General features: G+C 70.1%; 23 protein-coding genes and 1 pseudogene. 7 read left to right on the forward strand and 17 right to left on the reverse strand.

Annotated features, from left to right (window positions below):
- Positions 1-446: 446 nt before the first annotated feature.
- Positions 447-818 carry a hypothetical protein gene (locus tag ACWGIF_RS24635; RefSeq protein ID WP_453500663.1) on the forward strand — a complete coding sequence of 124 codons (372 nt, stop codon included), beginning with the start codon at positions 447-449 and terminating at the stop codon, positions 816-818.
- A 148-nt stretch (positions 819-966) separates the two neighbouring features.
- On the opposite strand, the gene ACWGIF_RS24640 is transcribed toward ACWGIF_RS24635, so the two are convergent.
- The 8 genes from ACWGIF_RS24640 to ACWGIF_RS24675 form a co-directional block, all read right to left on the reverse strand.
- Positions 967-1,893 (reverse strand): hypothetical protein, encoded by a 927-nt coding sequence (locus tag ACWGIF_RS24640; RefSeq protein WP_453500664.1) that lies wholly within the window; start codon positions 1,891-1,893, stop codon positions 967-969.
- A 23-nt stretch (positions 1,894-1,916) separates the two neighbouring features.
- The gene (locus tag ACWGIF_RS24645; protein ID WP_453500665.1) at positions 1,917-2,774 is read right to left on the reverse strand and encodes a papain-like cysteine protease family protein; all 858 of its coding nucleotides are present in this window, start codon (positions 2,772-2,774) and stop codon (positions 1,917-1,919) included.
- Positions 2,775-3,661: 887 nt separating this feature from the next.
- Positions 3,662-4,015 (reverse strand): rhodanese-like domain-containing protein, encoded by a 354-nt coding sequence (locus tag ACWGIF_RS24650; protein WP_453500709.1) that lies wholly within the window; start codon positions 4,013-4,015, stop codon positions 3,662-3,664.
- Positions 4,016-4,159: 144 nt separating this feature from the next.
- The gene (locus tag ACWGIF_RS24655; RefSeq protein WP_453500666.1) at positions 4,160-4,534 is read right to left on the reverse strand and encodes a hypothetical protein; all 375 of its coding nucleotides are present in this window, start codon (positions 4,532-4,534) and stop codon (positions 4,160-4,162) included.
- A 75-nt stretch (positions 4,535-4,609) separates the two neighbouring features.
- Complete coding sequence (locus ACWGIF_RS24660; protein WP_453500667.1) at positions 4,610-5,050, reverse strand: hypothetical protein; 441 nt, start codon at positions 5,048-5,050, stop codon at positions 4,610-4,612.
- Positions 5,051-5,190: 140 nt separating this feature from the next.
- Positions 5,191-5,514 (reverse strand): hypothetical protein, encoded by a 324-nt coding sequence (locus ACWGIF_RS24665; protein ID WP_453500668.1) that lies wholly within the window; start codon positions 5,512-5,514, stop codon positions 5,191-5,193.
- A 483-nt stretch (positions 5,515-5,997) separates the two neighbouring features.
- Complete coding sequence (locus tag ACWGIF_RS24670; protein WP_453500669.1) at positions 5,998-7,911, reverse strand: SMI1/KNR4 family protein; 1,914 nt, start codon at positions 7,909-7,911, stop codon at positions 5,998-6,000.
- A gap of 561 nt (positions 7,912-8,472) precedes the next feature.
- Entirely contained in the window at positions 8,473-9,705 is a 1,233-nt protein-coding gene (locus ACWGIF_RS24675; RefSeq protein ID WP_453500670.1) for an esterase/lipase family protein, read from the reverse strand.
- 271 nt (positions 9,706-9,976) lie between these two features.
- Between ACWGIF_RS24675 and ACWGIF_RS24680 the strand changes: the two genes are divergently transcribed.
- Positions 9,977-10,132, forward strand: a complete 156-nt coding sequence (locus tag ACWGIF_RS24680; RefSeq protein ID WP_453500671.1) for a hypothetical protein — start codon at positions 9,977-9,979, stop codon at positions 10,130-10,132.
- A gap of 19 nt (positions 10,133-10,151) precedes the next feature.
- On the opposite strand, the gene ACWGIF_RS24685 is transcribed toward ACWGIF_RS24680, so the two are convergent.
- Positions 10,152-11,033, reverse strand: coding sequence for a helix-turn-helix domain-containing protein (locus tag ACWGIF_RS24685; protein ID WP_453500672.1), 882 nt, complete (start codon positions 11,031-11,033; stop codon positions 10,152-10,154).
- A gap of 187 nt (positions 11,034-11,220) precedes the next feature.
- On the opposite strand from ACWGIF_RS24685, the gene ACWGIF_RS24690 reads away from it, so the two are divergent.
- The 3 genes from ACWGIF_RS24690 to ACWGIF_RS24700 all read left to right on the forward strand — a co-directional run bounded on the left by ACWGIF_RS24690 (position 11,221) and on the right by ACWGIF_RS24700 (position 13,580).
- Entirely contained in the window at positions 11,221-11,517 is a 297-nt protein-coding gene (locus ACWGIF_RS24690; RefSeq protein ID WP_453500673.1) for an SDR family oxidoreductase, read from the forward strand.
- Between the two features lie 129 nt (positions 11,518-11,646).
- Positions 11,647-12,495 (forward strand): aldo/keto reductase, encoded by an 849-nt coding sequence (locus ACWGIF_RS24695; RefSeq protein ID WP_453500674.1) that lies wholly within the window; start codon positions 11,647-11,649, stop codon positions 12,493-12,495.
- A gap of 506 nt (positions 12,496-13,001) precedes the next feature.
- A complete protein-coding gene (locus ACWGIF_RS24700; RefSeq protein WP_453500675.1) occupies positions 13,002-13,580 on the forward strand; it encodes a DUF4352 domain-containing protein in 579 nt (192 codons plus the stop codon).
- A gap of 702 nt (positions 13,581-14,282) precedes the next feature.
- Here the strand turns inward: ACWGIF_RS24700 and ACWGIF_RS24705 are convergent.
- From ACWGIF_RS24705 to ACWGIF_RS24715, 3 genes are all read right to left on the reverse strand, one after another.
- Positions 14,283-14,576 carry a hypothetical protein gene (locus tag ACWGIF_RS24705; protein ID WP_453500676.1) on the reverse strand — a complete coding sequence of 98 codons (294 nt, stop codon included), beginning with the start codon at positions 14,574-14,576 and terminating at the stop codon, positions 14,283-14,285.
- A gap of 39 nt (positions 14,577-14,615) precedes the next feature.
- Positions 14,616-15,584: a hypothetical protein gene (locus ACWGIF_RS24710; protein WP_453500677.1), complete on the reverse strand. Its 969-nt coding sequence runs from the start codon at positions 15,582-15,584 to the stop codon at positions 14,616-14,618.
- Positions 15,585-15,774: 190 nt separating this feature from the next.
- On the reverse strand, positions 15,775-16,677 hold the full coding sequence (locus tag ACWGIF_RS24715; RefSeq protein ID WP_453500678.1) for a helix-turn-helix domain-containing protein: 903 nt from the start codon (positions 16,675-16,677) through the stop codon (positions 15,775-15,777).
- 140 nt (positions 16,678-16,817) lie between these two features.
- Here ACWGIF_RS24715 and ACWGIF_RS24720 point away from each other — a divergent pair, with 140 nt between their 5' ends.
- The gene (locus ACWGIF_RS24720; protein WP_453500679.1) at positions 16,818-17,243 is read left to right on the forward strand and encodes an SRPBCC family protein; all 426 of its coding nucleotides are present in this window, start codon (positions 16,818-16,820) and stop codon (positions 17,241-17,243) included.
- Between the two features lie 497 nt (positions 17,244-17,740).
- Here ACWGIF_RS24720 and ACWGIF_RS24725 read toward each other — a convergent pair.
- From ACWGIF_RS24725 to ACWGIF_RS24745, 5 genes and pseudogenes are all read right to left on the reverse strand, one after another.
- Positions 17,741-18,434 (reverse strand): annotated as a pseudogene (locus ACWGIF_RS24725) (IS5 family transposase); the annotation flags it as partial.
- A gap of 120 nt (positions 18,435-18,554) precedes the next feature.
- Positions 18,555-19,190 carry a VOC family protein gene (locus ACWGIF_RS24730; protein ID WP_453500680.1) on the reverse strand — a complete coding sequence of 212 codons (636 nt, stop codon included), beginning with the start codon at positions 19,188-19,190 and terminating at the stop codon, positions 18,555-18,557.
- A 74-nt stretch (positions 19,191-19,264) separates the two neighbouring features.
- A complete protein-coding gene (locus ACWGIF_RS24735; protein ID WP_453500681.1) occupies positions 19,265-19,396 on the reverse strand; it encodes a hypothetical protein in 132 nt (43 codons plus the stop codon).
- Complete coding sequence (locus ACWGIF_RS24740; RefSeq protein ID WP_453500710.1) at positions 19,366-19,689, reverse strand: hypothetical protein; 324 nt, start codon at positions 19,687-19,689, stop codon at positions 19,366-19,368. Before ACWGIF_RS24740 ends, ACWGIF_RS24735 begins: the two co-directional genes overlap by 31 nt.
- A gap of 630 nt (positions 19,690-20,319) precedes the next feature.
- On the reverse strand, positions 20,320-20,892 hold the full coding sequence (locus ACWGIF_RS24745) for a snapalysin family zinc-dependent metalloprotease (protein ID WP_453500682.1): 573 nt from the start codon (positions 20,890-20,892) through the stop codon (positions 20,320-20,322).
- A gap of 502 nt (positions 20,893-21,394) precedes the next feature.
- Here ACWGIF_RS24745 and ACWGIF_RS24750 point away from each other — a divergent pair.
- Positions 21,395-22,153, forward strand: coding sequence for a hypothetical protein (locus ACWGIF_RS24750; RefSeq protein WP_453500683.1), 759 nt, complete (start codon positions 21,395-21,397; stop codon positions 22,151-22,153).
- Positions 22,154-22,364: the final 211 nt, after the last annotated feature.

Consider the following 22,364-nt stretch of genomic DNA (forward strand, 5'->3'; position numbering starts at 1 on the left):
CCGCGACGTCTACCAGGACCGCCGCCACCAGATCTGGGACGAGCGCGACACCGCCACCCTCCGCGACGACCGCGGACACGTCATCGACACCGAAAACTGGGGCCGCCGCACAGACCACGGACACCACGACGACCACCGCCGCTAACCCAACCGCCGGCAGCCACACCATCGGGGACAGTGAACTGCCGACCACCCACCCGACCACCCACCACCACCTGCCGCGGCAACCAGCCGCGGCACACCCCACCCCACCCGAACGCGGGATTCTGTGAGCACGTGGGTGTGACGTATCGGATGGAGAGCGTGGGCGCCGGCCCGGGCCCATCACCACAGGCGCCGTCCCGAACGCCGAACGCCGAACGCCGAAGTCCAAACCTCGAACTCCGAACTCCGAACTCTGTGAAAACGACCGCAGCCACACATCCGTCCGACCCCGGGAGGTTCTCGTGGAGTCCTGGCAGTGTTCCCCGTCAGCGATCACAACCCCTCAGCTGACCCTCGACCCCTACCGCTTCCCCGGCGCCGAGATGGTGGAGTCCATGCCCTGCGATACCTCGCCGCAGATGCCAGGCGATCCGAACGCGAACACACTGCCTTCCCGCGACGAGGAGAATCCGCGGGTACCCCGGCAGGCATCCCACCTCCGCCTCACCTGGTCCCTGCAGCCGTCGGATCGGCGACGCCTGGACCTCCACGCAGCGCTGACCGCCGCGGGCATTCCGCCACTCCCCGGTGACCTGGCAGCGATCCGCACCCTGTCCTCCCTCGACGACACCACCCACGCGGCTCTCGTGCGGTGGATCAACACCAGCCGATAAGCCAACGAGGTCGTCCTCCGGTCAAGGCGCGCCGGCAGTCCTGGAGGCGTCCCTCGTGTCGGGGCCGGGTCGCCCCCCGAGCTGTTGAGCCCGGCGATCAAAGCCGTCGGGCTCAGCACGGGGAAGCGGCCCGGCCTCACGTTTCCGGTCAGCGGGTGGTCGCAGCTCCCCTGCGGCGCGCGTACAGCACCGCGCCGCCGATCGTCGCCACGGCTGCGAGCCCGGTGACGGCTATCGGCTGCCAGGGCTCATCGGCGGCGGGCTGCACGGATGCGGCGGGGACCTGCTCCGGCTGGTCCTCCACGAGGCCGCCGTATCCGCCGGCCAGGCCCTTGCGGTCGTACTCCGAACCGGGCATCTTGTCGCCGTAGCGGGCGGTGACCAGCTTCTGGTAGGCGGCGAGGGTGATGCCGCGCTTTCCGCCGAGGCCGGTGGTCGCCTCCTCGTTGAGCGGCTCGACCATGCCTTCGGCAGTGAGCCGGTACCAGGCGCGGATCTGCGGCTCGGTGAAGGTACGGGCCTGAGGAGTGCCGCGCTCGGCGAAGCCGACCTCGGCGTCCCCGTCCCGGATGCCGGCCAGTTGCCAGCCCTCGGCACCGACGTTCTGCACGCCGCTTGCCGGTGTGGCGGCGTTCCCCTTGGGCGCGAGCAATACGGCGGCGTGCTTTCCGTCGGAGGCGGTCACCCGGGAGGCCAGGTAGGAGAGCCGGAGCGCGGTCTGCGGGGTCGCCTGGGCCTTGCCGGTCACGAACTCGGGGCTGATCTCGAACATCGGCACCGGGTCCTTCTTGAGATCGAACCCGGGCGGCGCGGCGACGGCGGGGGGTGCGTTACCGGGGGCGCCGAGGGTGCCACCGTCCGCGGCGGGGGCAGTGCGGGGCTGTCGGGCCGAGACCAGGAAGCGGGAGACGGTGTCGCGGAGTTGGTTGCTCTGGATGGTTTGCCGGGCGGACTCGTAACCCGCGATGCCGTCGCCCTCCGCAGCCTGCGCGGGAACGATTCCGCACAGGGCGGCGGCGAGTGCGGCCGTGGCGAGGACGGCGGCGCGGGGTGTCGCCTGCCTGGTGTGTCGCATGATCTGCATGGTCGGTCTGCTCCTCAGCCCTGGATGCCGATGCGGGAGTGGGTCCACTGGAACGAGTTGTTGTTTGCGTAAGTGGAGTGGTTCCACCAGGTGTAGGTCTGGGTGGTCTGCCACGGGTCGCCGACCGCGATCATGTTGGTGGCGCTGTCGTAGCCGTAGATGACGTTCATGTGACCGCCGCCGGTGCGCCAGCCGAATCTGACGGCGAACGGGCGGCCCGCGTCGATCTCGGCGACGGACTCACCGAACGAGGCGTTGCGGTACAGGCTGCGGCCGCTGCTCCTCAGGCCCAGCCTGGCCAGGCCGTTGGCCATGTCCTCCAGCGTGGCGGGCTGGTTGTTGCAGTTCACCCAGGTGCCCTGGGCCGCGAGTTGGCAGAACTGCTCCTGGCTGACGGAGCGGCCCCAGTGTTTGGCGATGGTCACACCGGAGGCGTCCCAACACCACTGGGTCCTGACCTGCTTCTGCATGTCGATCTTCAGTGTCTTCGCGGTCGTGGGGATGGGTTTCGGGTTCGGCGTTGCACCGCAGACCGGCAGCGGGGTGGTGTTCTCCTTGATGAAGGCATCGGCTATGTAGTACGAGCCGGTGTAGATCCACCTCGGGTTGTTCTCCACCGTGTCGCCCGTCGTCCGGCAGGACATCCAGACCCTGGCGCCTACCTTCGAGGAGCCCTTCACCTGGGCAGAAAGGGACGGCTGGGCACGGTGGTTGACGGTCTGGTAGTTGCCCTGCCCGCCGATGACCGTGCCGCTGACCACATCGGCCTGGGCGAGGGCGTTGAAGCCGAACAGCAGACCGCCGGAGAGTGCGGCGGTGATCGCGGCTATCAGCGCTTTCTTGCGGCGGGACGCGCGGCGTTTGTGCATCATGCTCCTTGATCTGAGAACGCGGAACTCGCCTGCCTGGGCGAACGTTTCACAAAATGACGAGTAGTCAGCTGGCCTTTGGAGCCGAACCGTTGGGCACCAACGGAACGGCGCAGGATCATCACGGCGGCCCCGGACGGCTGCGGGGTGCCCGCCGCCGCACGGCCATTGCGGCGCGACCGCCACGGTCTCGGGGATCGGTGCACGGCAAGGAGGCCGACCACACGCGTCCGAGCAGAGGCCTACAGGCGGACGACTCGGCCGCCTCGACCCCGGCCACGGCCACGGCCGCGGCCTCGGCCTCGGGCCTCCAATGACTCAGGCCCGGCGCCGTGTTGGCGCTGAAGCAGCCGTGGTGAGCCGGGGTGGACAAGACATCACCGGCGATGGACCGGTGGCGGCACCGTGGCGGCGGGCGCGCTCAGCGGTCGGGGAGCCGGTCGGTACGCCACCCTTCGCCGCCGACCACCGCCCCGACGACTACAGCCCGGCGGCGCCGTCTGACCGTGTGTCACATCCGGGCGGGTCGATGGCCCTGCACTGCCGGCGAAGCTGAGCTTCAGGTATTCCGCGGCCACGCACAACCACACCTCTTTCCTTGAGTGGTTTGGGTGCCGGGAATCCTGCCAGAGAGATCAAGGGTTCTGAACGCCATCGCTCTACGCGCGAAGATGTCGCGAATTCAATTACCTTGAGGCGGTCATGTGATGGGTCGTCAATTCATCGACAGTGCAGGTGAGTTGTAGCTGGTCAAATCCTTGGTCCAGGCCATCCCCACCTGTTCGACAGCGCACGACTTTACGTAAACTTGGCACAAGGCACCCCTTTATTGGACACGATGTCAAGAAATTGAATAGCCCAGCGTGCATGCCGCGTAACTCTGGATCATTTCAAAAAGGGGAATCGCCCCCGGCTTTCCCATCGAAATGCACCCGAGCCGAGGCGGGGGCTCCCCTGTCCGCCCGGCGGCCACCGCCCCGGCGTCCGCCCGGTGGCCCCCTCGGGCCCTCCCCCGTCCCGTGCCCCGTTCCGCCCTGTGCACCGCCCGGGGCAGTCCAGGCGTCCATGCCGCCGTCCAGGAATCGGGCCAGCCATTCGTAGCCGATCTTCAACACCTGCCAGGTGATCTCCGCCAGGACCTGGCAGGAGGCGGTCACGAACACGAGCGGGGCGTCGTCGGGTAGCAGCCGGCCCGGCCAGGTGGGGAACTGGTCGCGCAGCGGAATCGAGATCGCACCGGGAATGAGTGCGGGCCGCCTCTATCGTCAGTTCGCCGATGCCCGACTGCTCGATCCGTCCGAGTAGCAGTGGCCGCCCGGCCTCGACCCGGACGGATCCCCCTCACCACCATGCGGATAGAAGCGCGTGCCGTTACCTGCCCTGCGGGGTCAGGAGCAGGGCCTTGGAGCGGGTGGTCCCGAGTGCGGTGGGCAGCGTTTTGGCGGACATGCCGTCGTCGCGCAGCGCGCCGGCGGTCTCCGGGCAGCGGCGATCCGCTCCAGCGCACCGGCGGCGCGCAGCGCGGCCAACGGCGCGTCCGTAGCCGTGGCGGTCAGCTGCCCGGCCAAGCCCGGGGCCCAGTCCGCGAGCGGTCCCGTGAGGTCGACGTCCGCTGCGAACAGGGACAGGTCACCGATCGTGTCCCAGTCCAGCGGGTACTCGGCGGTGCTGCGCCATCCGCACGCGCACACCGCACGGAACACCTCCGCGCGCGGGCGGCGGGCCCGGCCGTCATAGGCCGACCAGTGCGTGGCCGACGACACGTCAGACCGCCCCCGACACCGGAGTACACCGGACCCGGCTCCACCTCGACGCGAGAGTGCGCCTGAGATCCGCTGTCAGCGGCGGCCAGTGGCCAGGATGACGAGGAACTGGCCGCCGCCCGCCTGGATGTCGGCGGTCACCGGCATCCCCGGTGCCAGTCGGGAGAAGCGGTCCACCAGCCAATCCGCCGCCTCTTGGGCGTCCTTCCTGCTCGGGCAACGGCCCACGACCTCGCGGCCGCCCTTGCGCTCCAGCCTCTCGGCAACGGCGATCAGTGGTGCAGGTTCGACTACGTACAGGCGCTCCGGCCAGGCGATGACCACCTTGACCGCACCCTTGCGGGTGTTGCACCCGCGGTGCGCGAGGCGCTCGGCGACCTTGGCCTTCCGGTCGGCGGTCCGGCTGTCGACACTGGGCCCTCGCGGGTCGTTCACCGACTCGTCGGGGTCGACCGGTTCGTCACACACCCAGCACTGCCAGCCGTCGCGCTCGGCCACATCATCAAGGAGACTCATCCGAGCAAACTAACCTGTCCGGCCGCCACCCGCGCACCAGGGCCCTGGCAAGGCCTCAACACGGGCCGGCCCCCGCCGACCGCCCACCCGGCAGCCGCAGCCGGCCCGCCTCGCCTTGTACGGAAACGGGAGGCCGGCGGCTACCAGCTCTGCCACGCCGGGGCGGAGTAGCGGGGTGCGCGCCGCTTGCGGGCTTCGAGCCCGAGAAACGCGGCTCCCGAGGCGAGGGTCGCGAGGAACGACACCGACATGGCCAGCGGCAGCAGGACGCTGGCGGGCTCCCCCAGGCCCAGCCACAGCGCCGCCGTACCCATCGCCAGGGCCACCAGCAACAAAACCCTCGCCGCGAGCGACAGCTTGCCGCTCACCGCGACGAAGGCATACCCGACGAACAGACCCGGCGCGACGGCCACTATCAAGCCCAGGAACAACAGGAACAGGAAAACGAGCAAGGCGATGATCATGTCGTGCCGACCTCCGGATCTCATGGCCAACTCGTGCCGAAGGCAGACGGATCCACGTCCCCCGGCCTTGCAGGCCCTCCGGCCGCCATGCTGTCAGATTTTCTGAACACGTTCAACTCAGGTTGTGGACGTGTCCACGAAGGCGGGGATCCGGGCGCTCTCGCCGGCCTTCGGCCAGAAGAACCCGTACTCGGCGGGAGGGACGTCGCTACAGGGGACCCCCCGACGGCAGCAGCTTGGTCACCGCGTGACAGCCATGATCACTACGGCTGGGCAGTCTGTGCAGGGACACCCGTCCCGTCCTCGCTGACGCCCATCTGGAGCCACCGCCGCACCCATTCACAGGTGTCTGGCATACACCCGCCCTCGAGGAGGGAAATCTCAACCGCGCCCCTGTGCAAAGGACGCTGCGGTCTCGGCCAGGGTGTCCGCGTCGATCAAAGCCTGGCCCACCCCGGGCGGGCGTTGACCCGCTGCAGGTCTCTATCCATCGGCGAGCGGCATCCAGTTCATGCTGACCGTGGCGTACGCCTCCCCGTCTCCCGGCGGCCGCGTCCATGAGCGGGTGGTGAACGTGTGCAGCCGTCCGTCCTTGATCGCGTAGCGGGGCAGTCGGACGCCGAACTCGGCGGTCATGGCCTCCAGTAGCGACCGTTCCACCTCGGTACCCTCCTCTCGGGAGCCGAGGAACCGGTCCGGGTCCAGTGCCTGAGGTATCCCCCCGATCCGGTGTATCTCTCCGCCCGCGTACGTAAAGGCGTACTGCTCGGCACCGTCCTGCGCTACTGAAAGATGGAAGAACGGTTCCCCGCGCCACGTCCTCAGACCGCTCCACACGACCACCGCGCGGGTGCCCGCGCTCGCGGCCGCGGCCGGGGAGACGAACCGCTGCGGGTCGAAATGCGCAGGGGCGCTGTCGAAGGCGAAGCTCCAGCGGGTGCCGGCCCGGCCGACGGCCATCAGGGCCTTGTCGTCGTAGGACGAGAACTCCCGCTGCCCGCGGAGCAATCGGTGGCGCGCTTCGACGGAAGTCATGGGCTCGGCGAGCACTGCCTCGGCACCGTCCGCGAGGCGTCCGGGAAGGTCCTCCGGCTCCACGCCTTCAACCAGGACGAACCGGTAGGACGTGAGGTTGTCGTGGGGGCCAGGGTCCGCGAGCCACGCCAGGTCGTCCGGGTCGAGGCCGACCCTCGGGCCCGGTGCCTCACCCGACTGCCCGGCCCTGGGGGTGGACAGCAGCTCGCGGCCCCGCTCGGGGGTCAGCAAGGGTCCGAGCAGGGGGTCGGCCACCCAGCCCAGCGGCGCCAGGTGGTCGGGGCCCAGCGCCCGCCATACCGGCAGAGCGTCCATCAGCGTCCGCCATGCCCCGTCGGTATTGCCCCACCGCGCCAGCTCCCGTGCCCGTTCGACCGCTTCGCCGAACGGTCCGGCCGCCGTGTACCGGTACGTGCCGTTGCGTACCTGCTCCAACGTCGCGTAGGCCAGCGACATCACCTCGTCACCGGCTCCCCGCAAGTGGAACTTCAGCGTGGAGTCGTCCCTGTACGAGTGCGCCGCGTGCTCGGCGACGAGCGCCGGCAGCAGCTCGGGCGCGTACTGCGGGTCGTTCACCACGTCCTCGAAGTACACCATGGAGGTCCGTCCGAGCAGGCGGCGTATCTGATCACCCAGTCCGGTGGCCCGCGGTCTGCCGTACCCCTTCGCCTCGTCCAGCGCCTGCTCGGCCCGTTCCCAGTTGCCGCGCAGCGCCTCCAGTCGGGCCTGCTCCACCAGGGCGTCCAGCTCTCGGGTCGTGTCGTTGGCGAACTCCGGCTCCCCGTCGGCCGGGCGCGCCCGCAGGCTGTGGAACTCCCGGTGCATGGCTCGCATGAACTCACCGAAGTTCGCGTGCCGCTCGGGTGCCTCGGCACGCCAGCTCGCCCACGTGTACACGGCCCACTCGCCGTCCTCGTCCACGTCCTCGGGATCCAGGAGGACGTGGGTGATGTCGGACTCGACGTCGAGCTGGAGCCCGCGCCGCCAGATGTCCGCATCCCGCCGCTCGTCGGGACCGGCGTCGTCGTCGAGGTACTCCTCGAACACGTCCGCGAGTCCGGACTCGTTGTCGTGCCAGCGCGCGTCCGTGGTCCCCGCGAGCAGCCAGACGAACCCGCCGGCCTGGCGCCACCCGTCGCTGACCTTGAGGAATTCCCGGTACGAGGGGGGCATCCGTCGACCGAGGCGCTTCTCCATGGCGGCAATCCGCTCCTCGGACGCGGGCGGGAACCCCAACCACCGATCACGCCGGGCGGCGTCGTCCTCCTCGCTCCGCGTGTCGTCATCGGGCAGGGAATCCGACCACTCCCCGCTCCATCCGAGCAGGAACGGCCGCCAGTCGATCGGTGTCGTATGCGTCATGCGCCCGATGCTGCCATCCGCCGCTGACAGTGCTCTGTGATGCCTGTCGGCAGGCATTGGGCGGCTGCTGACACCTCTAGTGACCAGCCCGATGGCGTTCTCGCGTTCAACGACAAGAGACAAACGTTTCGGTCCGTGACAGCCCGGTGCCCGCCCACGGCCTGAGCGACCAGCGGGCCTCGACGAGCACTACTCAGCCGGCCTGCGGGGCCAGTTCGGTGCCCCGCCGGTCGCGACCCGCCCAGGCGTCGGGACGGCTGGACATGGCGGAAATTTGTCGGACCAGCGGCCGCGGCCGGACCGGCCCCCGAGCCGTTCGTCATCCTCCACCCGATCCGCCCGGCCGTGCGGGCATCCCGCTTTCGGCCGGACGGACCGCCACCACATGGCACGTCACGCCAGTGAGATTCTCGTGACGGCGCCCTGTGCCAGGACTGCGTGGCCTCGGCGCGTCCGGTCCAGTGGCCTGCGGCCGGAATGGCGCCGGGCCGCCCGCCCGGCGCAGAGAGAGCCGGGGCGGGCGGCTGGATCACTGGATGGATCAGTGGTGATGACGTTGCGTCACCGCGGTAGCCGCCCGATGATCCACTCGCAGAGTTCCCGGGTGATCGCGGTGTGCGGGGTGGTGGCCGAGGACCAGAAGAACTCGTCCACCTCACTCTCCTCCGGGTCGAGCGTGGCGACCTTCGCGTACAGGTCCTCCTGCTTGTCGATATCGCGGATCGCCACCGCGCTGACGGTCGGGACGAAGCAGATGGCCTCGTGGCGCAGGTCGACCCTGCCGCCCTTCGCCACCAGCTCGTCCGCCACGATCTTGTAGGAGGCGAGGGTGCCGCCTGGTGCGCCGTCCAGCTCGGGGTAGCCGCTGGTGATGACCGGCTTCGAGGCGGGCGGGAACAGCCGCTTCAGCTCGGCGACCGTGACGTTGCTGCCGGCGGCCTGGGTGTAGAAGGTCGTGCCGGGGAAGCCGATCAGACCGGTGCTCTTCAGTGCCACTTCGCCGGGCGGGATGCTCAGGCCCATGCCGTCGCCGGTGCCGTTGGCCACCGCGAGCGTGCGCGGGATCCGCGGCCAGCCGCCCATGCGGTCCAGCTCGTCCAGCAGCTCGGTGCGCAGCGGGTCGATCTCGTCCTTGCCGGTCTCGCTGTTGTAGTGGCGCCAGAGCATCTGCCGGGCCGCCGGGCTGTTCATCTGCCGCGCGAAGTCGTTGTCCTGCGGGATGAAGTGTGCGAACGCCTGCAGGCCGATCGGGATCACGGCGCCACGGTGCGGGGTGTCGTAGGAGAAGTACACCTCGGTCTGGTGGTCCATCCGCCGCAGCTCCAGCTTGGCCAGCGCGTAGCGGGTGATCAGGCCGCCCATGCTGAAGCCGCCGACGGTCAGACGGTCGTCGCCGACGCGCTCGCCGAGGGTCCGCTGAATGGCCGCGATCACGGTCTCGGCGTTCTCCTGGATCCGCGCGGTGCGCTCGTCGAACCCGACCAGGATCACGGTGCGTCCCTGCTTGCGCAGTTCGGTCAGGAACTTGTACTCCCCGCCGTCCAGGCCCTGGGCGAGCCACTGCAGATCACTTCGGCCGAGGTTGAAGCCGTCCGCCATGATCACCGGCTTGGCGACGTGGTCGGTGCCCTCGCCGTAGTAGACCCAGGCGAAGCCGTGCGGCAGCTCCCACTCCGCGTCGCGCTGATGCACGGGGACCGTGATGGGCGGCTGCGAACTCAGCGGGGCCGCCGCGATCAGCTTGCCGCTGATCTGTTCCGCCTGGGCGTCCTTGCCGTCCTGGGCTGCGGGCATGGGTATCTCCTTCTGACTGCGCGCACGCCTCGGCGGTCCGGCCATGGCCGGACGCTCGGCGGTGCGGGGGGATGTGTGGTGACGACTCAGCGTGCACACATAGAGTATTGGATCAGTTACCTTCTGTCACGTCACTCGTTGGAGAGAGCCCCGACAGCGCGAAGCGGCTCCCGTCGTCGACGAACGACTGCCGTCGATGGCCCAGACGAAACCCCCGAACGCCTCACCCCGATCCAGGCCCAGAAATCCCCCCAACGACGTTCCGGCGGGCATGAACCCCCACGCCCGGGAAAAGATCGAGCACATCAGGCAGGCAGTCCGGGACGGCGACGATGCGACCATCCGCACCTTGCCGGCCGATCTCGCCCCTGTCGCGGAAACCGCCGCCCTGCCGTACCTGCGCCAGCGGCTCTACGCGGCGCAGTGACCTGCGGCGGGCGCGGCGATCACGGCTGGCCGGGCGGCGATGCGGCGGCCAAAAGCTCCTCGGCGGCACGGCTGATGAAGTCGCGGGTGCTGTCCGGGTTCAGAGCCTGGGCCTGAAGGTGCTCGTGCATGACGCTGTAGTGCTGCACCTCGGATCGCTTCTCCAGATAGAGGTCGCTGGTGAACCGTTCCAGGTACACCGTCCCGGCCCCGGCTGCGTCCGCGAAGTGAAGGATGGAGAACTGCCCGGAAATACCCGGGTGAGCCCCCACGTCGTGCGGGAGGACCTGCACGGTGATGTGCGACTGCCCGCCGAGGTGGTTCAGGAACGCAAGCTGTTCGCGCATGATCTCCGTGCCGCCGACCACGCGGCGCAGCGCGGATTCGTCCAGCACAACCCATAAGCGGAAGGGGCGGGCCGGGTGGTGGGCCCGGTGCTGACGGCGTAGCCGGACCTCCAGGCGCGTGGCGATCTGTTCAGCCGTGGCCAGAGGTATCGTTTCCTCGATGACGGCGCGGGCGTAGGCGGGAGTCTGCAGCAGGCCGGGGATCACCAGGGGCTCGTAGGAGCGGATCGAGGCGGCTTCCGTCTCCAGGCCGATGTAGACGGCGTACGGGACCTCGCCGCAGGCGACCCACCAGCCCTGTCGGTCCGCTTCCGTGGCCATCCGCATCAACGCGTCGACGACCTGCGGGTCTGTGACTCCGTAGAGGCCGCACAGGTCCCGCACATCGCGGGGCTTGATGGTGCGGCGGCCGTTCTCCAAGTGGCTGATCTTGGGCTGGGAAATCCACAGCCGCTCGGCCACCTGCGTACTCGTCAGGCCGCAGGCCAGGCGGAGCCGGCGCAGCTCCGCGCCCAGCCGGCGTCTCCTGACGGTGGGGTTTCCATTCTCCGCCACGCGCGGTCTACCTCCGGCTCGGGACTCGTTACCAGCCGCAGGAATGCCACGGCCGGGCCCGGGCGAACGCAGTCGCCGTACAGAAACGATCATCGAGCCCTGCAGGTGAGTGTCGCGCTGCGCGAACGGAGCCGCGTGCAGAGGCCAGGCAGGATTCACCCGGACGCCATGCTCTTCCACCTATCTGATGGAAAAGTCCGCTTACCTGAAGGGTTCCATGTGTGGGGTTCGCGTCAACTCCATCAGCCCCGGCATCATCCTCACCCCGCTCGCCCGGGACGAGACGAGCGGCCCCGGCGCCGCCGGATACCGGGTGATGATCGACAACTGCGCGGCCGGACGCGTCGGCACCGCCGACGAGGTCGCCACCGTCGCCGCGTTCCTCCTCGGCCCCGACGCCGCGTTCATCACCGGCAGCGACCTGCTCATGGACGGCGGCGTCATCGCCGCCATCGCCGCAGGCCGCATCAACCTCGGCGGCTGACATCCCAGTCAGACCGGGAAATCACCTACCACGGCAGGTCCGCGGGACCTCCCCGGTGACGCCGGCAAACACGCCGATCTTCACCCCAACTCCGCCCCCGCACGCACCATCACGCGAAAGGCCCCCTAGATGCAGACCGTCACCCTGAACAACGGCGTCGAAATGCCCGTCCTCGGCTTCGGCGTCTACCAGATCCCGCCAGAGGAGACCGAGTGCGCCGTCAGCGACGCCCTCGCCGCCGGCTACCGCTCCCTCGACACGGCCGCGGCCTACGTCAACGAGGAAGCCGTCGGCCGCGCGATCAGGAGCAGCGGCATCCCGCGCGAGGAACTGTTCGTCACGACCAAGCTGTGGGTCTCCGACGCCGGTGAGGACAAGGCGAAGCGCGCGTTCGACACCTCGCTGTGGAAGCTCGGTCTGGACTACCTCGACCTGTATCTGATCCACCAGCCCTACGGTGACGTCTACGGCTCTTGGCGGGCCATGGAGAACCTGCACCACGAGGGTCTCATCCGGGCGATCGGGGTCTCGAACTTCTACCCGGACCGGCTCGTGGACCTCATCGACCACAACGAGGTCACCCCGGCGGTGAACCAGGTCGAGACCCACCCGTTCTTCCAGCGCACCGCCGACCAGGAGCTGATGCGCGAGCGCGGGGTGCAGATCGAGTCCTGGGGCCCCTTCGCCGAGGGGCGCAACAGCCTCTTCACCGACCCGCACCTGGGCGAAATCGCCGCCGCGCACGGAAAGTCCGTGGCACAGGTCGTGCTGCGCTGGCTCATCCAGCGCGGCGTCGTCGTCATCCCCAAGTCGGTGCGCGCCGATCGGATGGCAGAAAACCTCGACGTCTTCGACTTCGAACTCACCGACGATCAGATGGCAGCCATCGCCACCCTGGACACCGGAGCATCCCTGTTCCTCGACCACCGCGACCCGGCCGTCGTCAACCAGCTCGGCAACTACACCCTGACCACCTGATCACGCGCTGCGGCTCATTGCACCATCAGGGGGACCCGTCTCAGCCGTAAGAGCGACCACGAAACCGGGACGCCGCCCCCGGCCTGGTCGCGCCACGCCATGAACAGCGTAAGGGTCTAAAGAAGGGCGAGCCCGATTCAGTCCTCGGAGCCGGACCGGCCGACGACCCGCGCATGAAAGGGCACGAGACGACCTGCTCGGCGTCCCGCGGCGGGCACTACCCCACCCACCGAAGGCAGTCCCGGGCGCACCAAAGAAGTGACATCCGGCCATGCGTGAGGGGTGTTGTTCCAGCCATACCGGGCGTAGCGTGAGCGCACCACCTGGGAGGTTGCGCGCCGGTCTCCCGCCTTGCACCTGCCGGCGCGCACAGCGAAGTGCCCCGCCGCCACGTCCCCCGTGCGGCGGGGCTCTTCTGCACCCAGGCACCGAACCGAGGACGGACTGCGCGTCACAGACCGGTCACAGCCACCACACAGCGGACCAGATCCCGACAGCATGGCCCGATGCGCACACACCACGCCCTCGCCGTCCTCACCACGGCCGCTGCCCTCGCCCTCACCGCCTGCGGCCCGGCCGACATCAAGACCAAGCCCGACAGCCCGGCCGCAGCCGCGCCGGCCTCCAGCGCCCCGGCGGCCAGCAGTTCCGCGCCCGCGCAGCAGACCGCCACCGTCGGCAGCACCCTCACCTTGAAGGGCAACGGGGAGGGCGAGCAGATCGCCGTCACAGTGAAGAAGTGGGTCGACCCAGCCACGTCGAAGGACCAGTACATGAAGCCGGCCGACGGCAGCCGGTACGTCGCCGCGCAGCTCGAACTCGTCAACACCGGCAGCGCCCCCTACGACGACAGCCCCTCCAACGGGGCCAAGGTCGCAGACGCCGAAGGCCAGCAGTTCAACTCCACCATGACCCTGGGCATCACGGCCGGCCCCGAGCTCCCCAGCGGCGTGAAGATCGCCCCCGGTGGGAAGGCGCTCGGATACATCGTGTTCGAGGTCCCGAAGGACTCGAAGGTGGCGCTGCTGCACTTCGGCCTGAACAGCGGCTTTGCCTCGCAGACGGGGCAGTGGACCATCCAGTAGCCCCGGGCAGAGCTGCAGGTCTTCCACTTGGTTGCAAACCTGCGCTCGTAACCCATCCTGGCCTCACGTCCCACGTGCCCGGACACCGAAGCCCCGCCACTGTGTGGGGTTTTGCGTGTCCTAGACCGGTCACAGCCACCCCACACCGGCCATCTACCTCGCCGCGCTCAACAAGATCGACCCTGAGATCGTCAACGGCAAGGACGCCAAGGCCATCAGTCGCGGCCTCAGCCGGTGCCAGTCCATGAAGGACGAGAAGGATCCGACCAGGCGCGTCGAGTCCACGAACGGGTCGATTCATCGGCCCCAACCACCCGGACGGCTTCGGCCCGACCAAAGCCGCGTTCATCCTCGCCGCCGTGCAGACCAACCTCTGCCCCACGTACTGACGCACGCACCATGACCAAGACGCCCAAGAGGACGTACCCCTGCTGCGTCATACCCCTGTTCCTCTTCGCGGTCCTCACGATCGCAGACAGCTGCATGGACAGGTCCGATGACACCGACTACACGCCCAGCCGACGCGCCCCACCCTCAGAGATCCCAGGTACACCGACAGCCTCCGCGGAGGCAGCGATCACGCGCTCTACGACGACTGCCGCTGAACCCGTCAACCCCGACGAACACGCCTACGTCTTCCACGGCACCGTCACCACCGCCGCGATCCGGCTTTGGCTCCGGGCGCTGAGCAGACCTGCTGTCTCAGTCTCCGAGGAACCACAGGTAGAGGTGCTGTCCGTCGAGAACCGTCTGGCCCAGGTCCAGAAGCTCACGCGCGAACTCATCGGTGACCACGCCCGGAGGCAGGCGCGGTACTTCCGCCAGCAGGGTGACCACCTGACGGCTGTTGAAGACAGTGTCCGCATACGGCAGCAAGTGCCCCAGCATCGGAAACACCGACAGGTCGAGAGCGGCAAGCTCCGGCCCCCAGAGCACACCGTGCTCGGCGCGAGCCTCGATCGTGCCGGCCTCGCTACGGACCTGAAGCGTCATCATGCTTCGACCCTAAGGCCCCCAAGACCCGCCGGACAGAATTTAGCCGTTCAGGTGGGCCAGGAGGAGGTTGGGGTCCTTCGCCGTGACGTACGCGGCGCTCAGGACGTAGGCGGTGTCGCCGCGTAGGGCGATGGAGGTGGGATTCTGCAGGCCGTCGGCGGCGGTCAAGACGGTGGAGTGGGTGCCGTCGGGCTGGACGAGGGCGACCTCACCGGGGCCGTTGAGGGCGGCCAGGATCTGGTCGCCGTGGCCGGTGAAGGCGAAGTCGTCGATCCCGGCCAGGCCGGTGGCCCGGGTCTGGACCGGGCCGGCGCGACCGTCCCGCAGGACGGGTATGCGCAGCACGGTGCCCCGGTCGAGGTTGGTAACCCACAGCGCCCCGTTGCGGATTTTCAGCCCGTTGGCGCCGAGGAATCCGGTGGAGGCCAGTTCGGGGGCCGTGGACCAGGTGTGGGGGGTGCCGCCGGTGGGGGGCACGCTCGAGATGGTGCCGAGGACGGAGTCGGTGACGTAGAGGGTCTGGGTGCGCGGGTCCAGGGCCAGGCCGTTGGGCAGGCCGGCCGCGGGAAGCGCGGCGATGCGCTGCGGTGCGCTGCCGGGGCGCAGGCGCCACAGGCCGGTCAGGTCGGCGGTGCCGGTGGCGTACAGGAAGTACAGGGTGCCGTCGTGCGCGCGGATGATGCCGGTGGTCAGAGCGAAGCCCAGGACCGGGGTATGGATGCCGCCGTCGGCGGGCGCGGGCAGGGTGGCCAGGATCCGGGTGGATCCCCCGGGGGTGATCCGGGCGACCTGGCGGGCGGCGGCGAAGGTCACGTACGCGCTGCCGTCGGGAGCCAGCGCGATGTTCTCGGGCGTCTGGTGCCGGGCCAGGTCGAAGTGCGCGGCGATGCGCGCGCAGCTCAGCGGGGCGGAGACGGCCGACGCGGCGCCGGGGGTGGCCGCAACGACCGCTGCTGCGGTCAGTACGACGGCTGCCGCGGCGGTCTTGGACAACGTGTTCTTGAGCATGGTTCCTTCACTGTTTTCGGATATGCGGCAGCGGTACGCCGACGCGCGGGGGTTGGGGGGATGGCTTCGGCCGGGGGGCCTCGTGCGCCCGGTTGCCTCGGGCGGCGGCCGGTGGCCGCCCGGACCTGGGTGTGCGGAGGGATGGACGGGCGCTCGGGTGTATGCCCGGCGTCCGGTGGTGTGTGCCGGGTCAGCCGGACCCGGCCCGGACTCCCGGGCGCGCTGGGTCGCTCTGTGGGCTGACCTGGGCGAGCAGGGCCAGCGTGGTTCGCGCGGGCGAGTCGGCCTCGGTGGTGGCGAGCACGATGTTCTGCTCCTGGTCCGGGCCCGTGCCCTGGCTCAGGGTCTGCTGGGTGACGGTCAGCGGCCCGACCAGCGGATGCCGCATCTCGTAGGTCGCGACGGCGCACGCCGTGACGCGGTGGTCGGCCCACATCGACGCGAAGTCCGCGCTCTTCGCGCTCAGTTCACCCACCAGCGCGTGGAGCGCGGTGTCGTTCGGGTGCCGGCTCGCCACCAGGCGCAGGTTCCCCACTACGGCCCTGGCCTTGGCCGGCCAGTCGGTGTACAGGTCACGGGTGTGCGCGTCGAGGAACACCAGCCGGGCCATGTTGGGCCGTTCCGCAGGCCGATTCGGGGCGCCAGGGTCCAGGTGTCCGGCGAACAGCGCATGGCCCAGCAAGTTCCATGCCAGGACGTCGCTGCGGCGGCCGGTCACGATCGCCGGGACGTGGGCCAGTGCCTCCAGCAGCTGGCCGGTCGCTTCCGTCACCCGCTCCGGGGCGGGCCGGCGGCCTCGTCCTGAACCCGTGGCCGACGACCGGGCCAGGTTGTGCAGGTGCAGGCGCTCGGCGTCCTCCAGCCGCAGGGCCCGGGCGATCGCGTCCAGCACCTGCGGTGAGGCGTTCAGGGACTGCCCCTGTTCGAGCCGGGTGTAGTAGGAGACGCTGACACCTGCCAGCGACGCCAGCTCCTCGCGTCGAAGACCCGGCACACGGCGCCGCTCCCCGTAGCCCGGTATCCCGAGATCCTCCGGTTGCAGCTGGGAGCGACGCGTCTGCAGGAACTCCCCGAGCCGCACTTTTGCGTTCATGGATCCGAGTATGGGCCGGGCCCGACCGCAGAGCCTGACCCTGGCGTGGATAGGCACCAGCAGGTCTGGCTCCCCGACGGGACCGGTGGTGACGTGGGCGTCGCCGACACGGCACCACCCCATCCGTCCAGGAGGACGCCTTGAGCGCAAGCGCAACCACCAGCGAACACGACCTCTTCGAGGTCCTGGACGCATCGGATTTCACCTTCACCCGGCGCGCCTGGGTCGATGCCGCGCCCGCCCGGGTCTACGACCTGGTCAGTGATGTGTCCGCCATCGGGCGCTGGAGCCCCAACGCGAGCGACGTCACGTTCGACCAGGGCGCCGGGCCCCGGGGTCGGGGCCTGGTTCAGCGGCCGCAACCACAAGGACGGCAGGCAGTGGACCACCCGCTCCCAGGTCGTACGGGCCGACCCCGGCGCCGCCTTCGCCTTCGTGGTCGGCGGCGCCGAGGACGGCATCGTGCAATGGAGCTGGACCTGCAGCCCCCGGGGACGTGGAACCGTCATCGAGCAGTCCTGGCAACTCCTGCGCCTCGACTGCGTGCTGGGCGCTACCCGCGGTGATCTCGAGGCCCTGCGCGACTACATGACGAACAGCGTCGAAACCACCCTGCTCTCCCTCGCCCAGTGGATCGCCGAAGCACCGGCCGGGTGAACGGCCCCGCAGGTCGGTGCATCCGGACCGTCTCGCGATCCGCAGGACTCCGCGCTCGCGACGGCGACTACCCCCGGGAAGAGGACTCCGCTTCCTGTAGGGGCGCATCGCAGAACGGCAGTCGGCTCCGGCACCCGCTCACCCCGCACCGCGGCGGTGGGCGCCACCGTCGGCGCTGACCGGCTTCCTGGTGCTGCTCGTGGTGATGTTCGCCGCCTTCGGCCGTGGGGATAGAGGGCGACCCGCAGTTCCGGCGCCGGGACATCCGGCGCCGGGACGTCCGGCCCCGGGACGTCCGGCCCCGGGACGTCCGGCCCCGAGCCGCCCCGGTCGTGGCAGACGAGACGGACGCCGTCGCGTACGAGGGGTGCGCATGGCCGGAAGTACGGCGGCCCCTCCGCACCGCGCGGTAGATCTCGGCGTCGAAGCCGGGCGGGCGGCCGCCTCGGCGTCCTCGCCGCAGGCGGTGGCCGATCTGGTCGGAGGGCTGCGGGATGACCGCGCGGATCCCGCGTCGTCGCAGGTGGGATCGGATGGCATGGGAGGAGTAGGCCCGGTCCGCGAGCACGGCCAACGGCCGGGTTCGGGGCCTGCCGGGCCCGCTTCGTGGCACGTGGATGCGGGCAATGACCGCTTCGAAGGCGGGTGCGTCGCCGGCCTGGCGCGCGGTGACGGTCAGGGCCAGGGGCCGTGCACGGTCGTCGGCGGCCAGGTGGACCTTGGTGCTCAGGCCGCCGCGTGAGCGTCCGAGGGCGTGGCCGGCGGGCTCGCTGCGGCCTTCGGCCCCGCTTTGCGTGCTCCGGCGGAATGCTGGTGGGCGCGGACGACGGTGGAGTCGACCGAGACGGTCCAGCCAAGTCGTCATCGGCGTCCGCGGCTGCCGGCACGGCGTTCAGGATGTTCTGCCAGGTTCCGTCGACGGCCCATCTGATCAGCCGTTTGTGGGCGGTCTGGAACGGGCCGAGCTCGTCGGACAAGTCCCGCCAGGGCGAGTTGGTGCGGTACTTCCACGCGATGGCTTCCAGGGTGCGGCGGTGGTCGGGCCACCGTCGTCCACGGACCGGATCAGCCGGCATCAGCGGCTCGATCCGGTCCCACATCGCGTCAGTGATCACTCATCGGACAGACGCATCCGATCAACTGACCGACCAACCCATAAAGAGACATGCGCTAGCCACGAGACCCCAGCCGACTGCTCCCGCGGGGCAGTCGGGCCCTGGTCAGATCGTGACCGGGCCGTGGGCGGTGGCGAACTCGACCGAGACCAGGCCCGGTTCCTCATCCTCGACCCAGGTGACGTCGATCTGGTCGAGGGGGTGGTCGGCCGGTTCGCCGAGGAATTCGGCGATGGAGGCGGCGTCGCCGGCGATGGAGACCCCGTGGATGGTGGTGGAGGTGCGCGGGTCGGCGCTCGGGCGCTGCTCGATGGGGACCAACCACTGAAGGAAGTAGGGCAGCTGCGGGTCCTCCAGCAGTTCCAGCAGGCCGATCTGCTTCCACCTCAGGTCGAACCCGTCGGGGCGGACACGGTGGCCCTCGGCCGAGGTGCGGCCGAGGCGGGCCTCGACCGGGGTGATGTCGTCGACGGAGACCACCCAACCGAGCCAGCCGCCGCCCTCGGCGGCGCGGCGCGCGACCGCCTGGCCGAAGGGTGCGCGGTCGGCGGCGGGGTGGTCGAGTGTGGTGACGACCTCGACGTAGGTGCCGCCGCTCAGCGGGAGAATGAAATTGCGGGTGCCGAATCGCGGATGCACGCCCCCGTCGACGAACCCGGCGCCGAGGGCCGATCCAATCCACTGGACGGTCGAGACGAAGCTGTCGCGGGCCACCGCATAGGACACGTGATCAAGTCGCACTGCGCCATCATCACCCGACGACCCGTACACATCCCGACGCCACGCCCGCCGCCCCGGCCGCGTCCGCCGTGGATTCAGCCGTGGAGCGGATCGATCATCGTCATCCCGGCGGGGGAGGCCCGGTGGAAGCCAGGCAGCAGCGCTGCCGCCTCGTCGAGGCCCACGACCCGCTCGATCAGCCGCTGCGGGGCGAGCGCTGCTGCCACAGGATTTTCGATCCGGCATGCAGCACCATGCGCACCGCGCTTCCAGGAGCCAGGCTCCTGCCCGCTCCCGTCGCCGTCCTCTCCAACTCCGGCCCGTCTGGATCGCGCAGCGGGCGCAGGGCGCCGACGGCCGGGACGCTCACGGTGAAGCTGTAGCGGCCGAGCAGGTTCAGGTGCTGCGCCACGACCTTCGCCCCGGCGCTCGCCGGGCCCTTCGAGGCCCAGTCCTTCCACAACGCGTAGGTCCGGACGGGGTCAAGGTGCACTTCGTAGGGCCCGAAGCAGTCGGCCACGAGGGTCGCGACCGGAGCGCCGCAGGGGCAGGACCGGTTGAGCCCTCCGTTGCCTGTCCTGCTGAGCGACGGCGAAGGGACACGAGGAGGTTCCTCCCGCACGGCTCCACGGACCAGGAGCTCATGGTCCACTTCCGCGACCGTTCCGGCCTCTGGTGGGAACGCATCGGCGAGAAACCCCCCGTCCGGCTGCCCTCCGGACCTACCGAACCCGACCCCGCACCGCGATAGCCGACCATGGCGCCCAGCTCTGCACACACCCGATCCGTCTTTGGCAGCGCTCACGGGGTGAACCTGTCCCAGCAACCGCACATCGCTACCGGCAGGGCCTTCGGTGGACCCAGGGCCGGGGCTGTGTCCGTCCCCACAGCGACCGTCGGCAGTGGTTCGAGCTGACTGATGCCGTTCTCTCGGACGGCACGTACGCGGCGGCGGAACCCCTCGACTGGTATCGCTACGACTGGCCAGCCGTCCAGGACCAGCTACTTCCGGGAGTAGCTGGACGGGGTTGTGCGGTTGCCGGCAACGACGCCCACGACGACGGCGCGGTCCACGGTTGCTCCACGCGGCCGGTGAGCAGTACTCCACCCCTCCGGGAGCCCCGCACCGGCCCACCCGCCGACCCGCCGGTCAGGGGGCGTCGATGAGTACCCGGCCGTCGGTCGGCACGGTTGCCGCGAGCCCGTTCGCGTACGCGTTCTGCACGCGGGACCGCTCCGTCGCGTTGGGCACGGCGTTGGTGCAGGCCGTTCCGGCGCTGGACCCGGACATCAGCTGAGAGCACGGCCCCGGCTTGGTGTCCGGGAGGCCCAGGCTGTGGCCCAGCTCGTGCGCGGCGATGCGCGTCTTGTCGTACCCCTGGCTCACGGCCTGCGCGCCGAGTTCGACTCGGACCTGTCGTCCCGGACGGACCGGGCCGAGGGTGGCCTGCGGCCAGCCGGTGGTGGCGACGATGACGATCTCGGCCCGGGCCCCGGGCGCGGCCTCCACCAGCCGTACGTTACTGACGTTCGCATTCCAGGAAGCGACGCCGGCCGCGATGGCCGCTTCCCAGCCACCGGCCCGGCTGTCGTCGTAACGGAGTGTCACTACCGCTGCGGTGGCGTCGGGTATGGGCGCGGGTGCCGCGGTCGCGGCGGGTGCCGCCGCGAGGACCAGCGCGGCGGCGGCGGTGCCGACTTTCAGCCAGGTGCCCAGAGACATGGTCTTCTTCCTTCATGCGTGGGGGGGCCGGCCCCTCGGCGGAGCCGGGGCACCGGAGACACCGCCACCGCCCGCCTGTGGCCCGCGGGTTCGGACAGCCGCCCCTCCGGAGCTTTAAGAAGGTAGCCCCGCACCCCACCAACCGGTCATGCACCTGCCAGCCAATTCCCGCAGGCACTCCAGCCGATGCCCGGTCAGCGGGCGGCACCGTCCAGGGGCGTGCGCGGCCAGCACGGAGGAAACATTGATTACGCCTCGGCGCCGCCCGCGTGCCAGGTGGCCGGCCGAATCTCCAGGGACCGCGGGTACGCGCTGATGCCCGGCTCGCCGTCGGTGCCTGAGCCAGCATGCCGCGGTCACGTGCCTCCTGGATGACGTGTGGAAGACCTGGACGAAGTGACGGTCCTTCCTGTCTTCCCCCTCCCCGGGAGGGGGAGACAGGGCGCTGGTGAGAGTGCGGGGCGGACCGTTCAGGTCCGCTCGCGCTCTGGGGGGTTTTCGCGTGTCCGAGTACCGTCTCGTCTTCTCCGCCGCACTGCTCACCGCTGGCTGCCTGCTGCTCTCCGCCTGCGGAGGCACCCCCGCACCCGGCGGCGCCGACCGCCCGACGGACGGCACGCGCACCTCCGCCGCGCCCGCCCCCTCGAAGCCGACGCCCACCGCTCCGTTGCCGACGCCGGCGGGCGAGGTACCGGACACCGCGCGACTGGTCAAACCGGCGCTGCAGCCGGGCGAGACCGCCGGGGTCCGGGAGGACGGGAGCAGCACCCGCAGCCTGGACGAGGTCGAGGTGAGGCCGCTGTTGCCTGCCGAACTGACGGCCCCCTGTACCGCCATGTGGGGCCTGCTCGGCCAGCGGGGCGCCCACGCCGCCGTCTCCCAGACCTTCGACACCGAGGAGCCGGGGAGCCCGACGGTCAACTTCCTGTCGTCCTATGCGGGGACCGACGCCGTGACGGTCTTCGGCCGGCTGCGCACGGCACTCGCGGGCTGTCCATCGGTGGAGGAGGACGGCCGCACGGTGACGATCCGGTACGAGGACCTCGACACGGGGGGCTTCCCGGAGGACACCCTGCGCATCCGGATGACCATGACCGATGCGGGCTCCACCGGCCCCGCCGAGGTCATCGACCGCATCGTGACCCGGGTCGGCGTGTGCGTCACCGACCTCTCGGCGACGGGAACGGAACCGTACCCGCGCGTCTCCGAGACGCCCGTCCTGCGCCAGATCGACCGTCTCCGGGCCGCTCAAGGACTCTGAACCCGGCGTACGGCCCCGCCCCGACGGCCGGCCGGTCCCGGGCACCGCCTGGCCGGACCATCGCGCGCCCCGCGGTGCTCCCGCCGTCCACCGCGACCGGGCCCCGTCCGCCTCCACCGGGCCCCCGCACCGCCCGCTTGCTCGCACGGTACGCGGCGCCGTTCGCCCGGGCCTGCTGTGCCGCCGAGAACGAGGCACGATTCCTGGACGG

It is taken from the genome of Streptomyces sp. NPDC054849, from assembly GCF_053610945.1.

Excerpts from the sequence above, each read along its gene's own strand:
- ACWGIF_RS24690 (WP_453500673.1), top strand. The coding sequence starts at position 11,221 with ATGGAAAAGTCCGCTTACCTGAAGGGTTCCATGTGTGGGGTTCGCGTC.
- ACWGIF_RS24715 (WP_453500678.1), bottom strand. The coding sequence starts at position 16,677 with ATGAACGCAAAAGTGCGGCTCGGGGAGTTCCTGCAGACGCGTCGCTCC.
- ACWGIF_RS24700 (WP_453500675.1), top strand. The coding sequence starts at position 13,002 with ATGCGCACACACCACGCCCTCGCCGTCCTCACCACGGCCGCTGCCCTC.
- ACWGIF_RS24695 (WP_453500674.1), top strand. The coding sequence starts at position 11,647 with ATGCAGACCGTCACCCTGAACAACGGCGTCGAAATGCCCGTCCTCGGC.
- ACWGIF_RS24645 (WP_453500665.1), bottom strand. The coding sequence starts at position 2,774 with ATGATGCACAAACGCCGCGCGTCCCGCCGCAAGAAAGCGCTGATAGCC.
- ACWGIF_RS24680 (WP_453500671.1), top strand. The coding sequence starts at position 9,977 with ATGAACCCCCACGCCCGGGAAAAGATCGAGCACATCAGGCAGGCAGTC.
- ACWGIF_RS24675 (WP_453500670.1), bottom strand. The coding sequence starts at position 9,705 with ATGCCCGCAGCCCAGGACGGCAAGGACGCCCAGGCGGAACAGATCAGC.
- ACWGIF_RS24710 (WP_453500677.1), bottom strand. The coding sequence starts at position 15,584 with ATGCTCAAGAACACGTTGTCCAAGACCGCCGCGGCAGCCGTCGTACTG.
- ACWGIF_RS24640 (WP_453500664.1), bottom strand. The coding sequence starts at position 1,893 with ATGCGACACACCAGGCAGGCGACACCCCGCGCCGCCGTCCTCGCCACG.
- ACWGIF_RS24665 (WP_453500668.1), bottom strand. The coding sequence starts at position 5,514 with ATGATCATCGCCTTGCTCGTTTTCCTGTTCCTGTTGTTCCTGGGCTTG.
- ACWGIF_RS24705 (WP_453500676.1), bottom strand. The coding sequence starts at position 14,576 with ATGATGACGCTTCAGGTCCGTAGCGAGGCCGGCACGATCGAGGCTCGC.
- ACWGIF_RS24745 (WP_453500682.1), bottom strand. The coding sequence starts at position 20,892 with ATGTCTCTGGGCACCTGGCTGAAAGTCGGCACCGCCGCCGCCGCGCTG.
- ACWGIF_RS24670 (WP_453500669.1), bottom strand. The coding sequence starts at position 7,911 with ATGACGCATACGACACCGATCGACTGGCGGCCGTTCCTGCTCGGATGG.
- ACWGIF_RS24660 (WP_453500667.1), bottom strand. The coding sequence starts at position 5,050 with ATGAGTCTCCTTGATGATGTGGCCGAGCGCGACGGCTGGCAGTGCTGG.